The 21,634-nt window shown below is 72.3% G+C and carries 25 protein-coding genes; 14 read left to right on the top strand and 11 right to left on the bottom strand.

Features of this window, described 5'->3' with window-relative positions; genetic code table 11:
• Positions 1-60 precede the first annotated feature (60 nt).
• The 3 genes from IF30_RS43395 to IF30_RS0110280 are packed head-to-tail and all read left to right on the top strand — an operon-like array spanning position 61 to position 2,235.
• Positions 61-591: a hypothetical protein gene (locus IF30_RS43395; RefSeq protein WP_051709719.1), complete on the top strand. Its 531-nt coding sequence runs from the start codon at positions 61-63 to the stop codon at positions 589-591.
• Between the two features lie 10 nt (positions 592-601).
• Entirely contained in the window at positions 602-1,396 is a 795-nt protein-coding gene (locus IF30_RS0110285; RefSeq protein ID WP_078891278.1) for a futalosine hydrolase, read from the top strand.
• Positions 1,381-2,235, top strand: coding sequence for a 1,4-dihydroxy-6-naphthoate synthase (locus IF30_RS0110280; RefSeq protein WP_030235162.1), 855 nt, complete (start codon positions 1,381-1,383; stop codon positions 2,233-2,235). Before IF30_RS0110285 ends, IF30_RS0110280 begins: the two co-directional genes overlap by 16 nt.
• Positions 2,236-2,246: 11 nt before the next feature.
• Here IF30_RS0110280 and IF30_RS50550 read toward each other — a convergent pair whose 3' ends face one another.
• Positions 2,247-2,630 (bottom strand): cold-shock protein, encoded by a 384-nt coding sequence (locus IF30_RS50550; protein ID WP_030235160.1) that lies wholly within the window; start codon positions 2,628-2,630, stop codon positions 2,247-2,249.
• A 471-nt stretch (positions 2,631-3,101) separates the two neighbouring features.
• Here IF30_RS50550 and IF30_RS0110270 point away from each other — a divergent pair, with 471 nt between their 5' ends.
• On the top strand, positions 3,102-3,338 hold the full coding sequence (locus IF30_RS0110270) for a hypothetical protein (protein WP_030235157.1): 237 nt from the start codon (positions 3,102-3,104) through the stop codon (positions 3,336-3,338).
• A 93-nt stretch (positions 3,339-3,431) separates the two neighbouring features.
• Here IF30_RS0110270 and IF30_RS0110265 read toward each other — a convergent pair whose 3' ends face one another.
• Entirely contained in the window at positions 3,432-4,061 is a 630-nt protein-coding gene (locus IF30_RS0110265; RefSeq protein WP_030235154.1) for an HAD family hydrolase, read from the bottom strand.
• Positions 4,062-4,160: 99 nt separating this feature from the next.
• Here IF30_RS0110265 and IF30_RS0110260 point away from each other — a divergent pair, with 99 nt between their 5' ends.
• The 5 genes from IF30_RS0110260 to IF30_RS0110240 all read left to right on the top strand — a co-directional run bounded on the left by IF30_RS0110260 (position 4,161) and on the right by IF30_RS0110240 (position 9,213).
• Positions 4,161-5,207, top strand: coding sequence for a FecCD family ABC transporter permease (locus tag IF30_RS0110260; RefSeq protein WP_030235151.1), 1,047 nt, complete (start codon positions 4,161-4,163; stop codon positions 5,205-5,207).
• Positions 5,204-6,250, top strand: a complete 1,047-nt coding sequence (locus IF30_RS0110255) for a FecCD family ABC transporter permease (protein WP_030235149.1) — start codon at positions 5,204-5,206, stop codon at positions 6,248-6,250. The genes IF30_RS0110260 and IF30_RS0110255 overlap by 4 nt, the downstream gene beginning before the upstream one ends.
• Positions 6,250-7,068, top strand: coding sequence for an ABC transporter ATP-binding protein (locus IF30_RS0110250; protein WP_030235147.1), 819 nt, complete (start codon positions 6,250-6,252; stop codon positions 7,066-7,068). The genes IF30_RS0110255 and IF30_RS0110250 overlap by 1 nt, the downstream gene beginning before the upstream one ends.
• Before the next feature lie 88 nt (positions 7,069-7,156).
• Positions 7,157-8,233 carry an iron-siderophore ABC transporter substrate-binding protein gene (locus IF30_RS0110245; RefSeq protein WP_051709714.1) on the top strand — a complete coding sequence of 359 codons (1,077 nt, stop codon included), beginning with the start codon at positions 7,157-7,159 and terminating at the stop codon, positions 8,231-8,233.
• A gap of 272 nt (positions 8,234-8,505) precedes the next feature.
• The gene (locus tag IF30_RS0110240; RefSeq protein WP_030235141.1) at positions 8,506-9,213 is read left to right on the top strand and encodes a VC0807 family protein; all 708 of its coding nucleotides are present in this window, start codon (positions 8,506-8,508) and stop codon (positions 9,211-9,213) included.
• On the opposite strand, the gene IF30_RS0110235 is transcribed toward IF30_RS0110240, so the two are convergent.
• On the bottom strand, positions 9,195-9,995 hold the full coding sequence (locus IF30_RS0110235) for a helix-turn-helix domain-containing protein (protein WP_030235138.1): 801 nt from the start codon (positions 9,993-9,995) through the stop codon (positions 9,195-9,197). The genes IF30_RS0110240 and IF30_RS0110235 overlap by 19 nt on opposite strands.
• 160 nt (positions 9,996-10,155) lie before the next feature.
• On the opposite strand from IF30_RS0110235, the gene IF30_RS0110230 reads away from it, so the two are divergent.
• Positions 10,156-10,743, top strand: coding sequence for a TIGR03086 family metal-binding protein (locus IF30_RS0110230; RefSeq protein WP_030235135.1), 588 nt, complete (start codon positions 10,156-10,158; stop codon positions 10,741-10,743).
• Here IF30_RS0110230 and IF30_RS0110225 read toward each other — a convergent pair.
• Positions 10,740-11,627: a LysR family transcriptional regulator gene (locus IF30_RS0110225; protein ID WP_030235132.1), complete on the bottom strand. Its 888-nt coding sequence runs from the start codon at positions 11,625-11,627 to the stop codon at positions 10,740-10,742. The two genes, IF30_RS0110230 and IF30_RS0110225, sit on opposite strands and share 4 nt — an antisense overlap.
• Before the next feature lie 129 nt (positions 11,628-11,756).
• Positions 11,757-12,734: a PRC and DUF2382 domain-containing protein gene (locus tag IF30_RS0110220; RefSeq protein ID WP_030235129.1), complete on the bottom strand. Its 978-nt coding sequence runs from the start codon at positions 12,732-12,734 to the stop codon at positions 11,757-11,759.
• Positions 12,735-13,031: 297 nt separating this feature from the next.
• Between IF30_RS0110220 and IF30_RS0110215 the strand changes: the two genes are divergently transcribed.
• Positions 13,032-13,400 carry a nuclear transport factor 2 family protein gene (locus IF30_RS0110215; RefSeq protein ID WP_030235127.1) on the top strand — a complete coding sequence of 123 codons (369 nt, stop codon included), beginning with the start codon at positions 13,032-13,034 and terminating at the stop codon, positions 13,398-13,400.
• Positions 13,401-13,574: 174 nt separating this feature from the next.
• On the opposite strand, the gene IF30_RS0110205 is transcribed toward IF30_RS0110215, so the two are convergent.
• The gene (locus IF30_RS0110205) at positions 13,575-13,823 is read right to left on the bottom strand and encodes a hypothetical protein (protein WP_030235124.1); all 249 of its coding nucleotides are present in this window, start codon (positions 13,821-13,823) and stop codon (positions 13,575-13,577) included.
• Positions 13,820-14,182: an ATP-binding protein gene (locus IF30_RS41255; protein WP_051709709.1), complete on the bottom strand. Its 363-nt coding sequence runs from the start codon at positions 14,180-14,182 to the stop codon at positions 13,820-13,822. Before IF30_RS41255 ends, IF30_RS0110205 begins: the two co-directional genes overlap by 4 nt.
• Positions 14,183-14,442: 260 nt before the next feature.
• Here IF30_RS41255 and IF30_RS0110195 point away from each other — a divergent pair, with 260 nt between their 5' ends.
• On the top strand, positions 14,443-15,303 hold the full coding sequence (locus IF30_RS0110195; RefSeq protein ID WP_030235118.1) for a helix-turn-helix domain-containing protein: 861 nt from the start codon (positions 14,443-14,445) through the stop codon (positions 15,301-15,303).
• Positions 15,304-15,309: 6 nt separating this feature from the next.
• Here the strand turns inward: IF30_RS0110195 and IF30_RS47645 are convergent, their stop codons facing one another.
• From IF30_RS47645 to IF30_RS0110170, 4 genes are all read right to left on the bottom strand, one after another.
• On the bottom strand, positions 15,310-15,462 hold the full coding sequence (locus tag IF30_RS47645) for a hypothetical protein (protein WP_158834911.1): 153 nt from the start codon (positions 15,460-15,462) through the stop codon (positions 15,310-15,312).
• Positions 15,463-15,759: 297 nt separating this feature from the next.
• A complete protein-coding gene (locus IF30_RS0110180; RefSeq protein ID WP_267884523.1) occupies positions 15,760-16,158 on the bottom strand; it encodes a Scr1 family TA system antitoxin-like transcriptional regulator in 399 nt (132 codons plus the stop codon).
• Between the two features lie 12 nt (positions 16,159-16,170).
• Positions 16,171-16,926: a DUF6879 family protein gene (locus IF30_RS0110175; protein ID WP_030235115.1), complete on the bottom strand. Its 756-nt coding sequence runs from the start codon at positions 16,924-16,926 to the stop codon at positions 16,171-16,173.
• A gap of 124 nt (positions 16,927-17,050) precedes the next feature.
• Positions 17,051-18,100, bottom strand: a complete 1,050-nt coding sequence (locus IF30_RS0110170; RefSeq protein ID WP_030235113.1) for a fatty acid desaturase family protein — start codon at positions 18,098-18,100, stop codon at positions 17,051-17,053.
• A gap of 161 nt (positions 18,101-18,261) precedes the next feature.
• Between IF30_RS0110170 and IF30_RS0110165 the strand changes: the two genes are divergently transcribed.
• Positions 18,262-18,483 (top strand): hypothetical protein, encoded by a 222-nt coding sequence (locus IF30_RS0110165; protein WP_030235111.1) that lies wholly within the window; start codon positions 18,262-18,264, stop codon positions 18,481-18,483.
• A 250-nt stretch (positions 18,484-18,733) separates the two neighbouring features.
• Positions 18,734-21,553: a PKD domain-containing protein gene (locus tag IF30_RS49190; protein ID WP_030235109.1), complete on the top strand. Its 2,820-nt coding sequence runs from the start codon at positions 18,734-18,736 to the stop codon at positions 21,551-21,553.
• Positions 21,554-21,634 lie beyond the last annotated feature (81 nt).

The following is a 21,634-nucleotide window of genomic DNA, read 5'->3' as shown; positions in this document are numbered from 1 at the left end:
CAACACGCGGTGGCCGACCCCCGCGTAGCGCGACCGGCGCGGCCCGGTAGATTCTGACCCATGAGCCTCAATGCCCGTGCCATCGCCGCCATCGGCGCCGTCGTCGTGGTCGGCGCCGCCACGGTGGGCACCTCCGTCGCCATCGCCTCCGATCAGACCGCGCACATCTCCCACCAGGCCACCCTGACGGTCGGCAACAGCTCGACCGTCGCGGAGCCGCTGTGCTGGAACAACGGCAGCCCGATCACCGAGGACCTCCAGCAGGCGTGCCAGGACAAGGCCACCCAGGCCCTGAAGGACGGCTCCCTGCCGACCTCGGACGTGGTGTCGAGCGACTCGGTCGGCGTCGGCGTCTCCCCCAACGTGGCGAAGTCGGGCTGGTGGGCCTTCACCAACGGCGGCTCGTCGAGCAGCGGCGGGCGCACCAGCCTGGCCTCGTACGCCAAGGGCCCGACCTGGTCGGGTGCCCAGCAGGCGAACAAGGTGCTCAACGCCAGCGGCACGACCCTGGTCACCGTGGTCGAGGGCGACAAGAACTCGGACAACCCGATCGCCGTCTGGTACTTCCAGCTGAAGACCCAGGACAGCTGACGGTTCCGCGATGACCGCGCACGACGCCGGAGACGGCGAGCACGGGCAGCCGGGCCCCGCGCGGGCCCGGCTGCTCGTCGTCGTCGCGGTGCCCGCGGAGGCCGAAGCGGTGCTGCGCGGCCTGCCCGGCGGGGCCGTCGCCCGGCCGCTGCCCGGCGGCACGCTGCACCGCGCCGGGGGCGCTCCGGTGGACGTCCTGGCCGCCGGGGTCGGCCCGGCCGCCGCCGCGGCCGCCGCGACCGCCGCGCTGGCCGCTCACCCGTACGCCGTGGCCCTCTCGGCCGGGATCGCCGGCGGCTTCGCCCCGCACGCCCCGGTGGGCGCCACGGTGGTGGCCGACGCGATCGTCGCCGCGGACCTCGGCGCCGAGACCCCCGAGGGCTTCGCCGACGTCGCCGAACTGGGCTTCGGCACCGTCCGGCACACCCCGCCCCCGGCCGCCGTGGCGCTCCTCGCCGAGGCGCTGGGCGGGCCGGGCGGCCCGGGGGTCGTCACCGGCCCGGTGCTGACCGTCTCCACCGTCACCGGCAGCGCCGCGCGGGCCGCCGCGCTGGCCGCCCGCCACCCGGGCGCCGCCGCCGAGGCGATGGAGGGCTTCGGCGTGGCCGAGGCCGCCGCCCGGTACGGCGTGCCCGCCCTCGAACTGCGCACCGTGTCCAACCCGGTGGGCCCGCGCGACCGGGCCGCCTGGCGGATCGGCGAGGCTCTGACCGCCCTGGAGCGGGCCTTCGCGGCGCTGCCCGTCCACGAACTGGCTGCCGCTTCACGAACCGATCGAGGAGGCCGGCCGTGGCTGAACGGCTGAGCATCGCGTACTCGCCCTGCCCGAACGACACCTTCGTCTTCCACGCCTGGGCGCACGGCCTGTTGCCCGGGGCGGACGCCCCCCGGGTGACCTTCGCCGACATCGACGTCACCAACGGCATGGCCGAGCGCGGCGAGCTGGACGTCCTGAAGATCAGCTACGGCGCACTGCCGTGGGTCCTGGACGAGTACACACTGCTGCCCTGCGGCGGCGCGCTCGGGCGCGGCTGCGGCCCGCTGGTGCTCACCCTGCCGGGCGTCGCGTCCCCCGCCGACCTCGCCGGGAAGACCGTCGCGGTGCCCTCCGAGCGCTCCACCGCCTACCTGCTGTTCCGGCTGTGGGCGGCGAAGGCGGTGCCGGGCGGCTTCGGCGAGATCGTCGTCCTGCCGTTCCACGAGATCATGCCGGCCGTCCGGGACGGGCGGGTGGACGCCGGTCTGGTGATCCACGAGGCCCGCTTCACCTACCGGCAGTACGGCCTGCACAGCCTGGCCGACATGGGCGAGGCCTGGGAGCGGGAGACCGGCCTGCCGATCCCGCTGGGCGCGATCGTCGCCAAGCGCTCGCTCGGCGCCGAGCGGCTGCGGGCGGTCACCGACGCGATCCGCGCCTCCGTCCGGCAGGCCTGGGCGGATCCCGCGGCGGGCCGCGCCTACGTGCTGGAGCACGCCCAGGAGATGGACCTGGACGTCGCCAACCAGCACATCGGGCTGTACGTGACCGAGTTCACCGAGGACCTCGGTGAGGAGGGTTACGCGGCCGTCCGCGCGCTGCTCACCCGGGCCGCCGCGGAGGGGCTGGTGCCCCCGCTGGACCCGGGTGCGCTCGCGTTCGGGTGACTCCGGGCCGCTCAGACGTCGAACTGGTCGGCCACCGCGCGCAGCAGGGCGGCCAGCTTCTGGCCGGTCGGCTTGGCGGGGTAGCGCCCGCGCTGGAGGCCGGGCAGCACCGCGTCCAGGGTGGTGATGAGGTCCTGGACGATCGGGGCCATGTCGTCGGCGCTCTTGCGCTGGGCGGCGGCCACCGAGGGCAGCGCGTCCAGCAGTTGCACGGCCATCGCCTGGTCGCCGCGGTGGCCGGCGACCACGCCGAACTCGACCCGCTGACCCGGCTTCAGCACGGTGACACCGGCGGGCAGCGCCTTGGTGTGGACGAAGACGTCGCCGCCGTCGTCGCGCGACAGGAAGCCGAAGCCCTTCGTCTCGTTGAACCACTTGACCTGGCCGGTGGGCATCTCGAACAGTCCTCGAATGGGTGTGAGGGATCCCGGCCCTGGCCGGGGATCACTGGGTGGTGGGAAGAACGCGGCCGACCTCGGCTCGGCGCCCGCGGGCGCTCATGGTCAGCACGCTGTCAGGAGCAGACTAACGGTCCGTGACTGCCTCATCCGCGTTCCGCGAAGGATCCGCGGTCCGAGGCCCGTTCGGGGCGGTGGGGCGCGGGGATCTCGCGGTCGCGGGCGACCCGGTACTGGCACGGCCGGGTCGCGTCTGCGCGCGGTCCATCGGCACACCCCCGGGTCTGAGGACACGGGGCGCACCTGCAGCGCCCCTCGGCACCCCCTGCATACCCCCGCCCAGCAGGGATCAAAACGTTGAGCTTCCGGGAAACTGCGCAACGTGACCGGCCCGCTCCGGTGGGCGGCTCCGGCGGCCGCTCTGCCAGACTGGGGGCGGTCCTACCCCGCCCCGAGGAGTGAGCAGACGTGAGCAGCCAGAGCGCCGATCCCGGCGACGTGTACGTCAAGGCCGGGGCGATCGTCTTCGGTCTCGGCGCACTCGCCACCCTGGTCACCTTCGTCCCGCTGTTCCTGCACCTGACGCCGCTGCCCACGGCCGCGTACTGGCTGAGCATGCTGATGCCGGCCGGGTTCCTGGCCGCGCTGACCGGCCTGTTCGTCAACGCGCGGGCCCAGCGCCGCCGGGTCGACCCGCAGCCGTAGGCCCGGGGCCTGGGGCCTGGGGCCTGGGGCCTGGGGCCTGGGGCCTGGCGGCAGTCTGCCGCCGGGCCGGGCGCCGGCAGCCCCGGCCGAGCCCTAACCGGCGGCCAGGTGCGCGGCGAGCCAGCCGGGGAACTCGGTGAGGTCCGCCAGCACCACGTCCGCGCCCGCCTCGCGCAGCTCCTCGGCGCTGTACGGGCCGGTGGGCACGCAGACCGCGACGGCCTCCGCGTGCCGGGCGCCCCGGATGTCGCCGAGGTGGTCGCCGACGTAGATGCTCGCGCCGTGCTCGCGCAGCGCGGCGCCCTTGGTCTCCGCCCACAGGTCGCCGATCAGCACGTCCGCCGTCATGCCGGCGTGCTCCAGGTGGAGGCGGGCGTTGGGCTCGTACTTGCCGGTGATCACCGCGACCCGGCCGCCGTGGCCGCGGACCGCGTCGACGGCGGCGTGGGCGCCGGGGAGGGGGACGGTCGGGGCGAAGGCGTGGTCGCGGTAGAGCTCGCGGTAGCGCGTCACGGCCCGCCCCACCTCCTCCTCCGGGAACCAGTTGCGGATCTCCTCCAGCAGCGGCGGGCCGAGCCGGGTGACCGCCAGGTCGGCGTCGATGGGGGTGCCGGTCTCGGCGGAGAGCGCCAGGTAGGTGGCGCGGATACCCGGCCGGGTGTCCAGCAGCGTCATGTCGAGGTCGAAGCCGACGGTGAGCGGGGCGGGGGAGGTCGCGGGCATGGCGCCAGGCTATCCAACGGACGGGCCGCACCACGAGGCAATTTGCCCAGGCTTCCCGGGGGAACTTAGGTTTACCTGAGTTGTCTGCGGAGAGGGCTCATGACCGACGACGCCACAGCACCGCCCGGCGCGCCCCGCACGCCGCACCGCGCCCCTCGGCGCCGAATACCGTGGCTCGCCGCCGCGTTGGCCGTCCTGGCCGCCGCGGTGCTGCTGAGCCTCGCCGTCGGCAGCCGGACCATCCCGTTCGACCGGACCCTCGACGCCCTCCTGCACGGCGGCGGCACCGCCGACGCCGTGGTGGTCCGCGAGCTGCGGGTGCCGCGCACGGTCGTCGGCCTGGCCGTCGGCGCGGCACTCGGCCTGGCCGGGGCCGTCATGCAGGGGCTGACCCGCAATCCGATCGCCGATCCCGGCATCCTCGGCGTCTCCCAGGGCGCGGCGGCCGGTGTGGTCGTCGCGATCTCCGGCTTCGGCGTCTCCACCCTGACCGGGTACGTCTGGTTCGGCTTCGCGGGCGCGGTGATCGCGACCGTGCTGGTCTACGGGCTCGCCGGGCGCGGCCGGGGCGGGGCGACGCCGATCAAGCTGGCGCTGGCCGGCTCGGCGATGTCCGCCTTCGTCGCCTCGCTCAACTCCCTGGTGCTGACCACGGACGCGGCCACCATGGACCAGTTCCGCTTCTGGCACGTCGGCTCGCTCTCCGGGCGGACCTCGGACGTCGCCTGGCAGCTGCTGCCCTTCCTGGCGGTCGGCACGGTGCTGGTGGTCGCGGTGGCCCGCGGACTGGACGCGCTGGCCCTCGGCGACGACACGGCGAAGGGCCTGGGCGCGAAGACCGGCCTGGTCCGGGCGGCCGGCGCCCTCGGTGCGACGGTGCTGACCGGCTCGGCGGTCGCGGCGGCCGGCCCGATCGCCTTCGTCGGCCTCGCCGTCCCGCACGCGGCCCGCGCCGTCGCGGGCGCCGACCACCGCTGGATCCTCGCCTTCTCCGCCGTCCTCGGGCCGGCCCTGCTGCTGCTCGCCGACACCCTCGGCCGGGTGCTGTTCCCGCCGTCGGAGGTGCCGGCGGGCGTGATGACCGCCCTGGTCGGCGTCCCGGTGCTGGTGGCCCTGGTCCGGCGGCGGAAGGTGGTGGCGGCATGAGTTCCGTCTCGCTGCGCGGCTACTCGGTGGTGCGGGCCGGGCGGGCGTCGTTCCTGGTGCACCGGCGGTCGACGTACGCCGTGGCCGGGCTGCTGGCGGCGCTCGCCGCGACGGTGGTGGCCTCGCTGTGCCTGGGCGAGTCCACCGTCTCGCCGGCCGAGGTGGTGAAGGTGGTCCTCGGGCGGCCGAGCCCGGACGAGCTGGTGGTCGGCGAGTTCCGGCTGCCCCGGGTGGTGGTCGGACTGCTGGTCGGCGCGGCGCTCGGGCTCGCCGGGGCGCTGGTGCAGACCGTCGCCCGCAATCCGCTGGCCAGCCCGGACGTGGTGGGCGTGACCTGGGGCGCGACGGCGACCGTGGTCGGCCTGATGGCGTACGGCGTGGTCGGCTCGACCGGTCAGGCGCCGTACGCGGCGGTGGCCGGCGGTGTGGTCGCCGGGCTGCTGGTGTACGCCCTGGCGTGGCGGCGGGGGCTGCACGCGCAGCGCTTCGTCCTGGTCGGCATCGGGATCAGCGTCGCCCTGTCGTCCCTCACCTCCGTGTTCCTCACAAAGGGCGACGGCTTCCAGGCCCAGGCCGCCAAGGTCTGGATGACGGGCAGCCTGAACGGCTCCGGCTACGACCAGGCCGGGTGGCTCGCCTGGCTGCTGCTCGCCGCCGCGCCGGTCGCCCTGTGGGCGGCCCGCGCCCAGCGGTCGATCTCCTTCGACGACGCGACCGCCGTCGGCCTCGGCCTGCGACTGGACCGGATCCGGCTGGGCATGGCGCTGCTGGGCGTCGTGCTGGCCGCGGGCGCGGCCGGGGCCGCCGGGCCGGTGGACTTCGTCGCGCTGACGGCGCCGCAGATCGCGCTGCGGCTGGCCCGCTCGGCGCAGGTCCCGCTGTTCTGCTCGGCGCTGACCGGCGCGCTGGTGGTGTCCCTCGCCGACCTGGTCGCCCGGCGGCTGCTGGCGCCGACCGAGCTTCCGGTGGGCGTGGTGACCGGCATGGTCGGCGCGCCGTACCTGATGTGGCTGCTCATCCGATCCCGCCGTGGAGGTTCCTGATGTCCGCTCACCGCCTGGAGGCCCGGGGCCTCACCCTGGCCTACGAGGCGCGCACGGTCGTCGAGGGCCTGGACGTCCGCGTCCCGGACGGGCGGGTGACGGTGATCGTCGGGCCGAACGCCTGCGGCAAGTCGACGCTCCTGCGGGCCCTCGGCCGCCTGTTGAAGCCGGTCGCGGGCGCGGTGCTGCTGGACGGCGAGGAGCTGGCGCGGATCCCGACCAAGCGGATCGCCCAGCGGCTCGGCCTGCTGCCGCAGTCGCCGACGGCCCCGGAGGGCATCTCGGTGTCCGACCTGGTCTCGCGCGGCCGCCAGCCGCACCAGAGCTGGTGGCAGCAGTGGTCGACGGAGGACGAGACGGCGGTCGCGGAGGCACTGGAGCGCACCTCCACCACGGAGCTGGCCGACCGCAGCATGGACGAGCTGTCGGGCGGCCAGCGCCAGCGCGCCTGGATCGCGATGGCGCTCGCCCAGGGCACCGACATCCTGCTGCTGGACGAGCCGACCACCTACCTCGACATCGCGCACCAGGTGGAGGTGCTGGACCTGGTCCGCCGGCTGAACGTGGAGCGCGGCCGGACGGTCGTCGCCGTGCTGCACGACCTCAACCAGGCCGCCCGGTACGCGGACCACCTGGTGGCGATGCGGGACGGCCGGATAGTGGCCCAGGGGCCGCCCGGGGACGTGGTGACGGCGGAGCTCGTACGGGACGTGTTCGGGCTGGACTCGGTCGTCGTCCCGGATCCGGTCACGGGCACGCCACTGGTCGTTCCCGGTGCCCCGTGGGCCGCCGCGGCGACGACGGCCGTGGACGCCTGACGGCACGGCACGCTTACCGGCACTTCACCTCCCAATTCGGACATAATCGACGGCGCCCGCCCCTCGCCTCGCCTCCTGAGGACCGCCGATGCCCCGGATCGCCCGCCGTACCCTCCTCGCCGGCCTCGGCGGGGCCGCGCTCGCGGCGTGCGCCGGCGGCGCGTCGCGTCCGGGCGCCGAGCCGCGGGCGGGCACCGGCACGGCGGCGGGGAGCGCCGAGACCGCGGCGCGCGCGGGGAGCGCCGTGAGCCCCGGGGGTGCGGGGAGCGCCGGGAGCAGCGCGACCGCGAGCACGAGCGCGAGCCCGTCCGCCGCGCCGGTGCCACCGGTGACCGTGAACACCGCCACCGGGCCCGTGCAGGTGCCGGGCGCACCGATGCGGGTCGTCGTGCTGGACACCGACGTGCTCGACTCCGCGCTGACCCTCGGCATCACCCCGATCGGCGCCGCGCTCCCCGCCCGGGACACCCGCTACCCCGACTACTGGCCGGCCTCCCGCACCGCCGGGATCCGCCTGGTCGGCCCGGCCGGCGCGCCGGACCTGCCGACCGTACGGGCGCTGCGGCCGGACCTGATCCTCTCCAACCAGGCCCGCGACGGCGACCGGTACGACCAGCTGCGGGACATCGCCCCGACCGTGCTCACCCAGACCACCGGGGCGCCGTGGAAGTCCGACTTCCAGCTGCACGCCCAGGCGTTGAGCCGGGAGGCCGCCGCGGCGGCCTTCGTCGGCTCGTACCAGAAGCACGTCGCACAGGTGGTGCAGGCACTCTCGGCGGCGAAGCTGTCGGGGCGGAAGGTGAGCCTGGTGCGGTTCGTCGAGGGCGGCGGGATCCGGCTGTTCGGCCGGCAGAGCTTCCCCGGGACGGTGCTCGCCGACGCGCAGGCGGGCCGGCCGGACGCGCAGAACGTCGACCAGTCGGACTTCGAGATCCCGCTGGACCAGATCGGGAAGGCGGACGGCGACCTGCTGCTGTACGCGACGTACGGCGATCCGGAGACGGCGGGCACCAACGCGACGCTGGCGAGCCCGGGTTGGCAGGCGCTGGGGGCGGTCCGGGCGCACCGGGCGTTCCCGGTGGACGACCAGCTGTGGTTCCAGGGGATCGGCTACACCGGGGCCAACTACATGCTGGACGAACTGCAGCGCTTCCTCGGAGCGTGAGCCGCGAGGGTCGGGCCGGCCGGGGAGCGTGAGCCGGCCGGGGAGTACGAGCCGGGACGCGGCCCGGGGGCGTGGGCCGGGACACGACTCGGCGCGCGAGCCGGGGGGCGTGCCGGGGGGCGTGCGCCGGGGCCCGCGCGGGACCGGCCCGTCGGGGACCGGCCCGCTCGGGCACGATCGATCACGATTCGGTCCGGCGTTAGACGCCTGACCTGCGGGCCCGTCAGAATGATCCGCGAAATTCACAGCTCACCACCCCGGGGGACGACACAGTGTCAACTAGCGCAGCACCACAGGCTCCTGCCCGGAAGGGCGGGGCGGCCGCCCTCGGCTGGCTGATCAGCATCGGCTTCAACGTCGTCGCCCCGATCCTGATCTACAACCAGCTGCACGACCACGGCTACAGCGAGTCCACCGCCATCCTGCTCTCGGGCCTGGGGCCGGTCGTCGACACCGTGATCTACCTGCTCTGGCACCGCCGGTTGGACGAGTTCGCCATCGTCTCCCTGGTGTTCGTCGCCCTGACCCTCGTCGTCGCGCTGATCGGGCCGCAGGACCCGAAGATGCTGCTGGCCAAGGACTCCTTCGTCTCGGGCCTGCTCGGCGTGCTCTACCTCGCCTCGCTCGCCGCGCCGAAGCCGATCATGTTCTACTTCGGCCGCAAGTTCGCCACGGACGGCACGCCGGAGATGGTCGCCTGGTGGAACTCCATGTGGCAGTACCCGGGCTTCCGCCGGGTCCAGCGCAACCTGACCATCGTGTGGGGCGTGGCGTTCGTCCTGGAGGCCGTGCTGCGGATCGTGTTGGTCTACACGCTCTCGCACGGCACCGTGGTGACGGTCAACAACGTCCTCCCGTACGTGGTGCTCGGCGGGCTGGTCTACTTCACCATCGTCTACGCCAAGCGGGCCAGCGCCCGGGGCCGGGCCGCCGCCGAGGCGGCCGCCGTGGCCGAAGCCGGTCAGCCCGCCGCCGCATAGCGGGCCGGGGAGACGCCGACCGCGGCGGTGAAGTCGCGGGTGAGGTGCGCCTGGTCGGCGTAGCCCAGCTCGGCGGCGAGTGCGGCCAGGTCCAACTCGCCGCCGGAGACGGCCCGTTCGGCCGCCTCGTGCAGCCGCGCGCGGCGCAGCACCCACTTCGGGGAGACGCCGACGTACTCGGCGAACAGGCGCTGCAGGCGGCGCACGCCGAGGCCGAACTCCCCGGCCAGGTCGTCCACCCGGCGCAGGTCCGGCGAGCCGGTGATGCGGTCCACCATCGCGGCGACCTCCTCGGCGACCGGGTCGGGCGCGGGCAGCCGGGGCAGCAGGAAGGCGTCCGCGAGGGCCGCCGGATCGCCCTGGTCCCCCTGCAGCACGGCCGAGTTGAGGCGGTCGGCCGTCGGCCCGAAGAACTCGCCGGCCGGGAACGATCGATCGGCCAGCGCACTCACCGGGCCGCCCGCGAACGGCCGGAAGGCGCCCGGGCGGAACTTCACGCCCAGGACCCGCCCCGCGCCCTCCAGGCGGCGGACGAACAGCGAGCGGTCCACCCCGTAGACGCGGGCCCGGGGTTCCTCGAAGACCAGGTGGACGTTCGGATGGGCGAGCACCTTCTGCTCGTACGGGGGCAGGCCGTGCAGGTCCCAGCGGACCACCCAGTAGAACTCGACGAACCGCGCCACCTCGGGATCGGGCGCGAGCCGGTCCACGCCGATCAGTTCGGCCGCCCGGGCCGGGTGGAGCACGCCGCGGCCGAGATCGGGCGAGTCCGCAGGGTCCATGACGGCCAGGTTAGCGCCGGGTTCAGGGTCGCGGGGAGCGTCACGGCCGGCGCCACGGGGCAGCGTCGCGGCCGGGGTCGGTCGGCGCGGGGTTCGGTGTCACGGCCGGCGTCGCGTTTCTTCAAGACCGGGTGGCATGGCCGGGTGCAGGCTGGGGGCCATGAACGCCCACCCGATGCACCCCTTCCTGGCCCGCGCCGCCTCCGCCGCAGCCGATGTCGCCGCCGCAGTCCCGGCCGGCCACCCGCTGGACGCGCCGACGCCCTGCCCGGGCTTCGACACGCGCGGGCTGATCAACCACTGGGTGCTCTACACCTCGCACGGCCTGGAGCACCGGGCACGGCGGGTCGAACTGCCCGAGGAGTTGGTCTCGCGGGACTTCACGGCCGACGCCGACTGGCGCTCCGGCTACGCGGCGCAGCTGGACCGCGCCGTCGCGGCCTGGGCCGACCCGGCCGCCTGGGAGGGCGACGTCGACCTCGGCGGCTCCCCGGTACCGGCGGCGGGCATCGCCCGGATGCTGATCCTGGAACTGGTGCTGCACGGCTGGGACGTCGCCCGGGCGACCGGCGGCCGGATCGAGGTCGACGCGGACCTCGCCGAGCTGGTCGGGGAGATCGTGGCGGAGAACGCCGAGCTGTACCGCCGGTACGAGGGCTTCGCCGAGCCGGTCGCCCTGCCCGACGGCGCCTCCGCGCTGGACCGCGCGCTGGCCGCCTCCGGGCGCGACCCGCGCTGGAAGGCTTAGGCCGGGGCGCGGGAACCGGCGAGCGCCGTACGGAGTTTGTCGCGCAGCAGCCGGACCGCCGGGGAGTGCTGGTCGTGCCGGGTGGCCAGGCCGAGCCGGGCGTACGTCGCCGCGTCGGTGATCGGTACGGCCCGCAAGCCGGCGCCCTGCACGGAGGAGGCGCTGAGGACGGCGACCCCGGCGCCGCGCTCGGCGAGGCGGAGCACCGCGAGCGGGGAGCTGACGTCGATGTCCACGCGCGGGTCGAGGCCGAGCCGCCGGCAGGAGTCCTCGTAGGCGGCCCGCAGACCGGTGCCCGGGGAGAGGCAGAGGACCTTCTCGCCCTGGAGGTCGGCGAGCTTGAGCTCGTGGCGGTCGAGCGGGTGGCCGACCGGGACGACGGCGACGATCCGCTCGTCCACGACGACGTCGACGTCCAGGTCCGGGTCGGCGTCGCCCGCGAAACCGATCAGGGCCAGGTCCAGGCCGCCGGACCGGACCTGCGCCTGGAGGCGGTCGGAGTGGCCTTCGTGCAGGCTGAGGTCGATGCCGGGGTGGGTGCGGCCGAGTTCGGCGACGGCGTCCAGGAACGGCGGGATCGAGCAACCCATGATCATGCCGAGCCGGACTCGCCCGCGCACCGCCTCGGCGAACTCGGCGGCGGTGTGCTGGATGGCATCGAGGGTGGCGAGGGCGTTCTTCGCGAGCGGGAGCACCGCCTCCCCTGCGGGGGTGAGGCGGGCTCGGCGGCCGGACCTGACGAGGAGTTGCTGCCCCAACTCGCGCTCCAGCTTGGCGACCTGGGTACTGATGCCGGACTGGCTGACGTGCAGGCGCCCGGCTGCGGCCGTGAAGGAGCCTTCGTCGACGACGGCGGCGAAGTAGCGCAGTTGGTGGATCTCCATAGCCGATGACGATAACGGACGGGTGTCCCATCCGTACCGCTGATGCACGTGCAGGGGCGGCGACCGTCGGTGACGGTCGCCGCCCCTGCCGTCGGGAGCCGCGTTCTCGGGGGGTGGCGGGCGGGGCCGTCAGCGTCGACGGTCCTTGCCGGGGATCTCTCCGCTGCTCTTCTGCGTGCCTCGCGTCTGCGTGCCTCGCGTCTGCGCGCCTCGCATCTTCTCCGGCTCACCGTCCGGGAGTTCGGCTTCGATGCGCTCCTTGCGCACCTGCCCGGTGACGGCCTCCTCCTCGACGTGCTCCTCGGTCACCAGCCGCACCCGCTCGACCGGAACCGCCTCGGTGCGCACCACTGGCCGCTCGGCGTGCAGGGTGACCTCGTGCTCGGCCTCCGAGATGGACTCGCCGGACAGCGCCTGGCCCCGGTTGGCCTCGGTGATGGGTTCGCGCTCGATGCGGACCTCCTCGTGCCGCACGGGCACCGTCCGCTGCTCCTCCTCGGTGACGACGTACTTGCGCAGCCTCGCGCGGCCGGCCTCGTACCGCTCGACGCCGACGCGCATCCGCTCCTCGGAACGGGTCATCGCGTCGTCGTCCCGCCCCTGGCGCGGGCCCGTCCGCGCGGCGGCGGAGGGGGTGGCGGCGGCCGCAGAGGTACCGGCAGCGGCGGAGGTGCCGGCGGCGGCGGAGGTGCCGGCGGCGGCGGAGGTGCCGGCGGCGGCTGCGGTCCCGCTGCCCGCGTGGGCCCAGCCGCCGTTGCCGGGCTGGTTGGCGGCCTTCCAGGCGTCGTCCCAGGCGATGCCGTAGTGCCGGTAGAGCCGACGCTCCTCGCGTTCGGAGAGGTGTCCGCCGCCGTCCACGTCGACGTTCGGCGCATCCTTGACCTTGTCCTTGGGGTAGGGCACCTCAAGGTGGTCGTCCACGACCCGGGCCTCACGGATCGGCACGAACGACTCGCTCGTCCCGAACCACCCGGTCTTGACGCTGACCCACTCCGGCTTGCCGGTGGCGTCGTCGAGGTACATGTGGTCCGCTTTGCCGATCTTGTTCCCCTGTGCGTCATGGACGGGGTGGTGCAGCATGGAACGAGCCTGCTGTTCGGTGATCATTGGTTCACGCCTCCTTCACTTCTCCTACACCGGCTCCTTGCCGGTGCGGAACGGGCGAAACGTGCATATCTGACATTCACTCAGTGTGATTCGGCCCGGCGGATCCGCTCGTGACGGAAGGTGGCTTCTCGCGCCGCACCCTGCGGTAATCACTGTCGGTCAACACCGAGATGCCCCACACTGTGTCACCCGCACTCCGACGGGTCGCCCGACTCGGGAAACTTCATCACCAGTGGTGATGACAAGCATCCGATCCATCTGTTGGACGGATGAATGGGCCGGAGGAAGGATGGAGTCATGACGACGACGAAGACAGCGCGTGAGCTTGCCGAGACCTACTTCACCGCCTGGGAGGCGGGCGACTTCGACACGATCCGGGGACTGCTGGCCGACGACGTGGACTTCGTCGGAGCGCTGGGCACGGCCTCGGGCGTGGAAGAGGCCCTGGGCGGCCTGAGGGGCCTCGGGCAAGTGCTGGAAAAGATCGACGTGAAGGTGCGCGTCGCCGAGGGCGACGAGGTCATCACCTGGTTCGAGCTGAACACCAGCATCGCGGAGCCCACGCCGACGGTGAACTGGATGCACGTGGAGAACGGCAAGATCACCCGGATCCGGGTCACCTTCGACCCGCGCGGCCTGCTGGCCGGCTTCGAGAAGAAGCGCTGAGCCCGCAGGGAAGGGCGAGAGAGCAGGAGGGCCGTGACCAACGGGGGTGGTCGCGGCCCTCCTCCGCGTGCCCCTACGCGTCCTCGTCGGGCGGGGGCGCGCGGAGGGCGGTGACGACACCCAGGGCGACGGTCGCGAAGGCGAGGGCGAGGAGGACGGCGAAGGCCGCCCCGATCAGGAATCGCACCACGTCTCGCGATCGGCGTCGAGGAGGAGGGTGAGGAGGTTCAGGAGGGTCGACGCGGGCGCGGTGTTGAAACGGACGAGCACGCGGCCGTTGATGGTCCTGTCGGTGTCGGCCGAGGGAAAGATCAGGCCGAACTTCCTGCCGCGCTCCTGGACTTCGGCCAGGAGCGTGCGGATGTGCCGATCGGTGTAGTGCCGGATCCGGGGGTCGGTCGGCTTCATCGGGTGGCGGTTCACGCGGCACCGTCCAACTCGAACCAGACGGACTTCCCGCGCTCCTGCGGGTCGACGCCCCAGCGGTGGCTGAGGCCGGCGACCAGCTGGAGACCCCGGCCGGACTCGGCGAACAGGTCCAGCAGCTGCGGGGAGGGCGGAACCGGGCTCTCGTCCGTGACGGAGACGCGGAGCGAGCCGTCGATCGAGATGATCTGGACGACCGGCGCGGGGGTGGCGCCGTGCCTCCAGGCGTTGACCAGCAGCTCAACGAGCGCGAGCTGCGCGTCGAAGATGGCGGACGGGGCCCAGCCGACGCGGGTCATGGTGTCGAGGAGGGACTGACGGGCGATGGCGATGGAGGGCGTGTTGAGGTGACGCATGGGACTTCTCCCGAGGCGTGAGTGAGGGAAGAACCGGCGGAACACATGTCGCCGTGAGCCAGGCCAGGTAGAGGACATGGCTGCTCTGCGGTGCTTGCTAGCAGGCGTTACTGACGATCCGTCGGATCGAGTTGGGTCGACCATAGCGCAGAACTACTTAAAATTAGGTAGTTCTGCCGAAGTTCCCTCTTCCGAGGGACAGATGGCCTCCTCAGCCGGGATAGCGGCACACTGACCCCACATGATGCAGAGAGGAACCCATGCCTGGCCGCCAGAACCCAACCTTCCGTCAGCGCCGCCTGGGCAGTGAACTCCGAAGGATGCGAGAGCAAGCCGGGCTCGGAGGCAGCGAGCTTGCGCGAGCACTCGGAGTGAGCCCAGCGCAGGTGACGCAGATGGAGAACGGCAAGACCAGCGTCAGCGCAGATCGACTCCGGACCATTGCCACAGCCTGCAAGTCCGAGAACCGGCCGCTCATCAGCGCTCTCAACGACATCATCAGTTCACGCGGCAAAGGCTGGTGGGAGCAGTACCGCAATCGCCTCCCTGACACCCTGCTCGCCTCCGCCGAGCACGAGGACTTCGCTGCAGGAACGATCAGGTCCTGGACCTCCCCTCTCATCCCCGGGCCCCTACAGACCAAGGACTACGCCCGGGGGATGTTCAACCGCCGCATCCCGCGTCTTCCGGACGACGAACTCGAACTACGCATCGACTTCCGCGCGGAACGCAGGAACCAGATTCTTCGGAGCCCTCACCGGAATCACGAGGTCTACCTGCACGAGTCCAGCCTCCTCACGCGCTTCGGAGGCACCCACACACTGATAGATCAACTTCGCTCCCTCATCGACGACTCCCATAGGGAAGATGTCAGAATCCACGTCGTCCCGTTCACCGCTGACACCTATCCGGGCCCCATCGAGAATCTTGTCTACTCGTTCGGAGTGGTACCCGAACTCGACACAGTCGAGGTGGAGACATCAGCGGGTCCGATGTTCTTCGACTCGCTGAACGACCTTGACTCCTACCGCAAGATATTCGACCGCATCGAGAAGGTTGCCCTCAGCGAAGAGAGATCGCGGGACCTCATTCACCGGACAGTCAAGGACTTGAAAGGCTGAGATGCCTCAGAACCACTCCGCGAGTCCGACGAGGGCCACATCATCCTCCGCACCTCCCCCGCCGCCCTCGCCTCCCTCCTCCACGGCATCAAGGCCGGCGAGTTCGACCACCACTGACAGGCTGGAGCAAGCGTCCTTCACGTGCTTGAATCGCGCCACGCCATCCGGATCCATCGCGGCGGACCCTGCAACCTCGGCGCGGAGCGAGGACGACCCTCGCGACGTGGCTCGCAAGACCGCTCGAAACCTGCGAAAGGGTCCGGCATGCTCCGCGAGTCCGACGAGGGCCACATCATCCTCCGCACCTCCCCCGCCGCCCTCGCCTCCCTCCTCCACGGCATCAAGGCCGGCGAGTTCGACCACCACGCCTGACCCGTTCCCGGCCCCTCGCGCACAGCCGCGCGAGGGGCCGCAACGCCACCTCCCATGTTGAGGCGGAGAACTCCGGGCGGTTCCTCAATGCGTCTCACGAAGCGCACGGGCGGCCCTGGCAATCACGCGATGAGCAGCCGGACCGTAGACAGCGCTCTCCGCCAACGCATCCCACGCCCGGATGTGAAGCGCAACGTCCGCCGGATCGTCCAGCCACATCTCCGCGTGCCATGACTCGGTCACCACCAAGGTGTCGTCGTGGATCGAGAAACCCACTCCCGCGGGAACTCCCAGGTGAGCGGTGAAGGGCACTATCCCAAGGCGTACGTTCCCGCCCGCCAACCACGGCACCAGAAACTCCAGTTGGTCGGCGAGTACGGCCGGAGGGCAGAGACGGGAGACAACAGCCCCTTCCCACACCAGGAAATGGAACGCTCGGAACCGATCCTTCAGCACCCTCTGTCGCTCCATACGGGCGACCACCGCAGCCTGGGCTCACATGCCGGAAGGTACCTGAGCCCTGAACTCCTCGTAGCGCGTCGCGTGGTGCCAGGCGGCATCGCGGGCCTGGCAGGCTCGCAGGACCTCCAACGGCTCAGTGACCAGCTCCATGCCCACGGTCCGCTCTCCTTCGAAGTGGAAGCGCGCGACGGTGCGGGAGTCGAAGAGCCAGAAGTCCGACAGCCCGGCCAGCCCGGCCGCCTCGGCGCCCGATCGCCACATGTACCGGATGTCCTCGCCGGCAGCCACGTTGGTCCGGGCGCATGCCAGCAGATACCGCTGCCCCTCGGTGGGCGGGTTGTCCACCAGGCGGACGCGCTCGAACCTCTTGCCCTTGCCGATCATGCGGCGCACGTTCTCGAACCACGGGTGCCCGACCTCACCTGCGGTGTCCCCCGTGCGCAAGAACTCCGCGTACGAGGGCATCTGCTTGTCGGAGAGGTACCCGGTCCTCGTCTCCAACCGCCAGGCGGTGTGCTCGAAGCCGTCGTTGATGAACTCGGTGATCTTCTGCTGGGGAACGAACTCCGGCACGAGTGCTGCCTCCTTCGGTGCGAACCTCACGAGCAGTTCGCGGGGCACGACTACGAAGCCTTCATCGTCCTTCACGTACTTGAGCTGTGCCACCTCCTCCGGGTCGGTCACCGCGTGCCCCTGCACCACCACCTCACCAGTGTCCACATCCTCGTACAGCGTCGGGCAGTCACCGACCCCCGAGGTGCTGCCCACCACCCGCAACCGCCTGGCCATGGTTCTCTCCCGTCTCCGACAGTCAGGAACGTCTCATGTTCGACTTCAACTGGCGGCCTGGACACCGGAGGGAGTGGGAGGTCGGCGGGGCCGACCTCCCACTCCCTCCGTGTTTCGAACTCGCTCACCCACCGGAGCGGATCGGCTCGCCCGTCCGGTGCAGGTGGGTGAAGATCTCGCGGTACGACCGCAGCAGCCCCGTCTCGTAGTACGGGATGTCCTTCTCCGCGCAGAACTCCCGGGTGATCCGGGCGGCCCGGCCGAGCGCGGGGGTCGGCATGCTGGGGAAGAGGTGGTGTTCCACCTGGTAGTTGAGGCCGCCCATCACCGAGTCGACGACCACGCCGCCCCGCACGTTGCGCGAGGTGAGCACCTGGCGGCGCAGGAAGTCGAGCTTCATCTCCGGCGTCACCATCAGCATGCCCTTGTGGTTCGGGGCGAAGACGGAGCCCAGGTACACACCGAGCAGCGCCTGGTGGACGGCGAAGAAGGCGATCGCCTTGCCCGCAGGGAGCGCGGCGAAGATCAGTCCGAAGTAGGCCACGAAGTGGACGACCAGCAGGGTGCCTTCCAGCACCGGCCGCTTCATCGTGGGGCTGCGCAGTGCGCGGAAGCTGTTGAAGCTGAGGTTGAGGCCTTCCAGCAGGAGCAGCGGGACGAACAGGTACGCCTGCCGGCGCCCGATGAACCGGGCGATCCCGCTCGCCTGCCGGGCCTGCCGCTTGGACCACACGACGAGGTCGGGGGCGACGTCGGGATCCCGTTCCTCGTGGTTCGGATTGGCGTGGTGGCGGGTGTGCTTGTTCATCCACCAGCCGTAGCTCATGCCCATCAGCAGGTTGGCGGCGATCCGGCCGCCGATCTCGCTCGGCAGGCGCCGACTGAACACCTGGCGGTGCGCCAGGTCGTGCGAGAGCAGGGCGACCTGGGTGAAGACGACGGACATCGCCGCTGCCAGGCCGAGCTGCCACCAGGTGTCGCCGAGCGCGAACAGGGCGCACCAGCCGCCGAGGAACGCGGCGAGCACCAGGGCCATGCGAGCGGCGTAGTAGCCGGGGCGCCGGTCGAGCAGGCCCTCGTCGGCGATCCGGCGGCTCAGCTGGGCGAAGTCGCTGCCGGCACCGGCCGCCTTCGGGGCGGGGGCTTCGGTCATCGTCAGGGGCTGTGTGGGCATGCCCCGAGTCTGGTGCGGCGGGGCGGCCCGAAGAACGGGGAAAGCACCCTTCCCGTACGGGTGTTAACCCCCGGCCGGGCGCGGGGGCGGCCCCTGCTCCGGGACGCCGGCGCCGTCAGTCGGCGGACGGGGCCGGCCGGAACAGCTCGTCCAGGTGGTGCGTGAGGACCGCCAGCGCCTCCGCCCTCGTCCTCCTCGGCGAGCGCAGCGCCCTCCACGACGCCCCCCAGGCCGCAGCCCGGCTCCGCCTCCTCGCCCCGACCGCGCGGGTCGAGCTCGTCCCCGACGCCGGCCACGCCCTGCCCTGCCCTGCCCTGCCCACCGACGATCCGGCCGCCGTGGCCGCCGGGATCCTCGGCATGGCGGCCCACCAGGCCGGTTGACCGCCCCGGGTCACGCCCACGACCGTCGCCGCACGCCCCGCAGTCCGTCTTCCACAGCTCGCACCACACCCCTCGCACCGCACCCCTCGCACCACATCGCTCGGGACTATCCCGACAATGCCGATCATCCGGACGCTCCACCCGGAACCGGCGTGACAGTTCGACAACGGTCGGACAAGATGCCTCCCGCGCGACTCTTCCAGTCGCGCGCGGCGCCCGTCACGGGCCACCCCCTCGGAGGAATCCACTCATGAACGTCGGAAGGCTCGCCTCGCTGGCGGGCACTTCGGCCCTGCTCACCGCAGTCGTCCTGCCCGTGCCGTTCGCGGCCGCGGCGGACGCCCCCGGTGACCGGCTCTACGTCGACAATTCGGTTGCCTGCTCGGACACCGGTCCCGCCTCCGCGGCCCTACCGCTCTGCACCATCTCCGCGGCGGCGAAGACCGTCCAGCCGGGCCAGACGGTGGTGGTCCGAAACTCCTGGTCCTATTCGGAGTCGGTGCTGATCAACCGCTCGGGCGCGCCCGGGAAGCCGATCACCTTCACCACCGGCACGACGGACGATCCGGAGGTCCAGGGCTTCGGAGCCCTCGTCCAGTCGACCAACGGCCCCGCGTTCACCGTCAAGGGAGCCACCGACGTCGTCATCCACGGCTTCGGCGCCCAGGCCAACGTCTCCCCGATCGTGGTCACCGATTCCTCCCGCGTCACGATCGACCACCTGAACACGGCCCGGGCCTTCGGTACGGACCCGGAGATCCACGTCACCGGCGCGAGCGACCACGTGACCGTGAGCCGCAACTCCGTCCACGCCGCGCACACGGCCGCCGTCCAGGTCGAGGCCGGCGTCCACGACACCGTGGTGTCGACGAACTACATCACCGGATCCGAGGCCGGCGGAATCGTCCTGGCCGGCGCCCCCGGCTCGGTGGTGACGTCCAACTCCGTGCTCGACGGCTGCGGTTCGGGCATCCGGCTGACCGGCGCCGCCACCGGCTCCGCCATCCGCAACAACGTCGTCACCGGCAGCGCGTCCGCGTGCACCGGCGTGGCGCCCGCCCCGGCCATCGAGGTCACTCCGGAGGCGGTACCGGGCACCGGCCTGGACTACAACCTCGTCAACCCCGGCGCAGTAAACGGCCGAGTCCCGTACCTCTGGAACGGCCAGTCCTACTCCGGCCCCACCGCGCTGCGCACCGCCACCGGCCAGGGCGCACACGACCTCGCGGGCGACCCGCACCTCAGCGACGGGCCCGACCAGGGCTCCCCCGCCATCGACTCCGCCGATGCCGCCGCGCCGGGCGTGCTGCCCACCGACTACTACGGCAACAGCCCGTCCGACGACCCGGGCGCCGCCAACACCGGCACGGGCGGCGGCATCCGCGACCGGGGGGCGATCGAACGCCAGGGCGTCACCCGCCAGGCGGTCCTCGTCACCGGCGAGACCGGCCCGTACCCGCGACCGGTGACCGCCAAGGCCACCGTCAGCCAGAACTGGCCGGCCGCCCTCTCCTACAGCTTCGACTTCGGCGACGGCACGGCCCCGACCGTCACCACCCAGCCGACCGCCGACCACACCTACACCCGGGCCGGGACGTTCACCACCAAGCTGACGGTGACCACCCCCGAGGGGCTCACCTACCGCGCCGTCCAGGATCACGGGATCGTGGTGGCCGAGCCCGCACCGCCCAAGGCGTCGTTCACCGCGAAGCCGTGCACGGCCCCGAACGGCTGCGGCCCGCTCTCCTACGAGTTCGACACCTCCGGCTCCACCAGTTCCTGGACCGTCGACAAGGGGCGGCTCGACTTCGGCGACGGGAGCGGCACCGACCTCACCTACCTGTCGAACTCCGTCCGGCACGACTTCCCGCACCCGGGCGAGTACACCGTCACCCTCACGTTCACCAACCGCGGCGGCGAGCAGGCCAGCACGTCCCAGCGGCTGACCGTGACCACCAAGCCCGCCGGCTTCGACGGCTACGGCGCCCAGCGGACCCTGGACACCCGGCAGCCGAGCTACGGCACGCCCAAGCTCACCCCCGGCCAGAAGCTCACCATCGACCTGAAGAACCAGTACTGGCCGGTCAGTTGGGACGCGACCGCGATCGTCGTCAACGTCACCGCGGTCAACGCCGAGGGGCAGGGCTTCCTGAGCCTCGGCCCGGACGACCGGCCCCGACCGGAGAGCTCCAGCCTCAACTACGTCCCGGGGGCGGCCGTCCCCAACCTGGTCACCGTCCCGGTGGGCAACGACTTCAAGATCGCCGTCTGGAACGCCGACTCCGGCGCGGCGGTCGACCTCGTGATCGACATCCAGGGCGAGTACACCCCTCGCGGCCCGAACCTGTACTCGCCGCTCCAGCCGAAGCGCATCATGGACTCCCGCGACGGCACCGGCGTCCCGGCCGGCCGGATCAGCTCGCTGTGCGGCACCCCCTGGCCGGTGCCGGTGACCAAGCTCAAGGTCCGCGGCACCAACGGCGTCCCGGACGACGCGACCAGCGTCGTCCTCAACGTCACCGCCACCGAGCCCGACCAGGACGGCAACCTTTCGGTGGGCAACGGGTCGGCGCTGTACAGCTCGAACCTCAACTTCAAGGCCGGCCAGACCACGTCCAACCAGGTCATCGCCAAGATCGCGGACGACGGCACCGTCCAGGTCTGCAACAACGCGGGCAGCCTGCACGTCATCGCCGACCTCTTCGGCTACTACGGCCCGAGCGGTCAGCACCTGTTCGTCGCCACCGACCCGACCCGCCTGCTCGACACCCGCGTCAGCCCGGGCAAGCTCGCGCCGTACAGCAGCATCCCGGTCGGCGGCCTGCCCACCGGCGCGACCGGCGCCGTCCTGAACGTCACCGCCACGGAGCCCACCAGCGACGGTTTCCTCGCCGTCTACCCGGGCGGCACCGATCGCCCCGACGTCTCCAACGTGAACTTCGCCGCCGGCCAGACCGTCGCCACCCACGCCATCGTGCCGGTCGGCAGCGACGGCACCGTCACCCTCTACAACCACAACGGCAGCACCCACGCCGTCGTCGACAGCTCCGGCTACTTCATCCACAAGTAGGCCACGCAGAACGACAAGCAGGCGACGCAGAACGGAAAGCAGTCCGCCGGGCCGGCCACCCCTCCTCGGGTGCCGGCCCGG

It is taken from the genome of Streptomyces sp. NRRL S-350 (assembly GCF_000719705.1).
In the GTDB taxonomy this organism is placed as follows: domain Bacteria; phylum Actinomycetota; class Actinomycetes; order Streptomycetales; family Streptomycetaceae; genus Kitasatospora.
The sequence above is the reverse complement of the archived record's forward strand: the minus strand, read 5'-3'. Positions and strand labels throughout refer to the sequence as shown.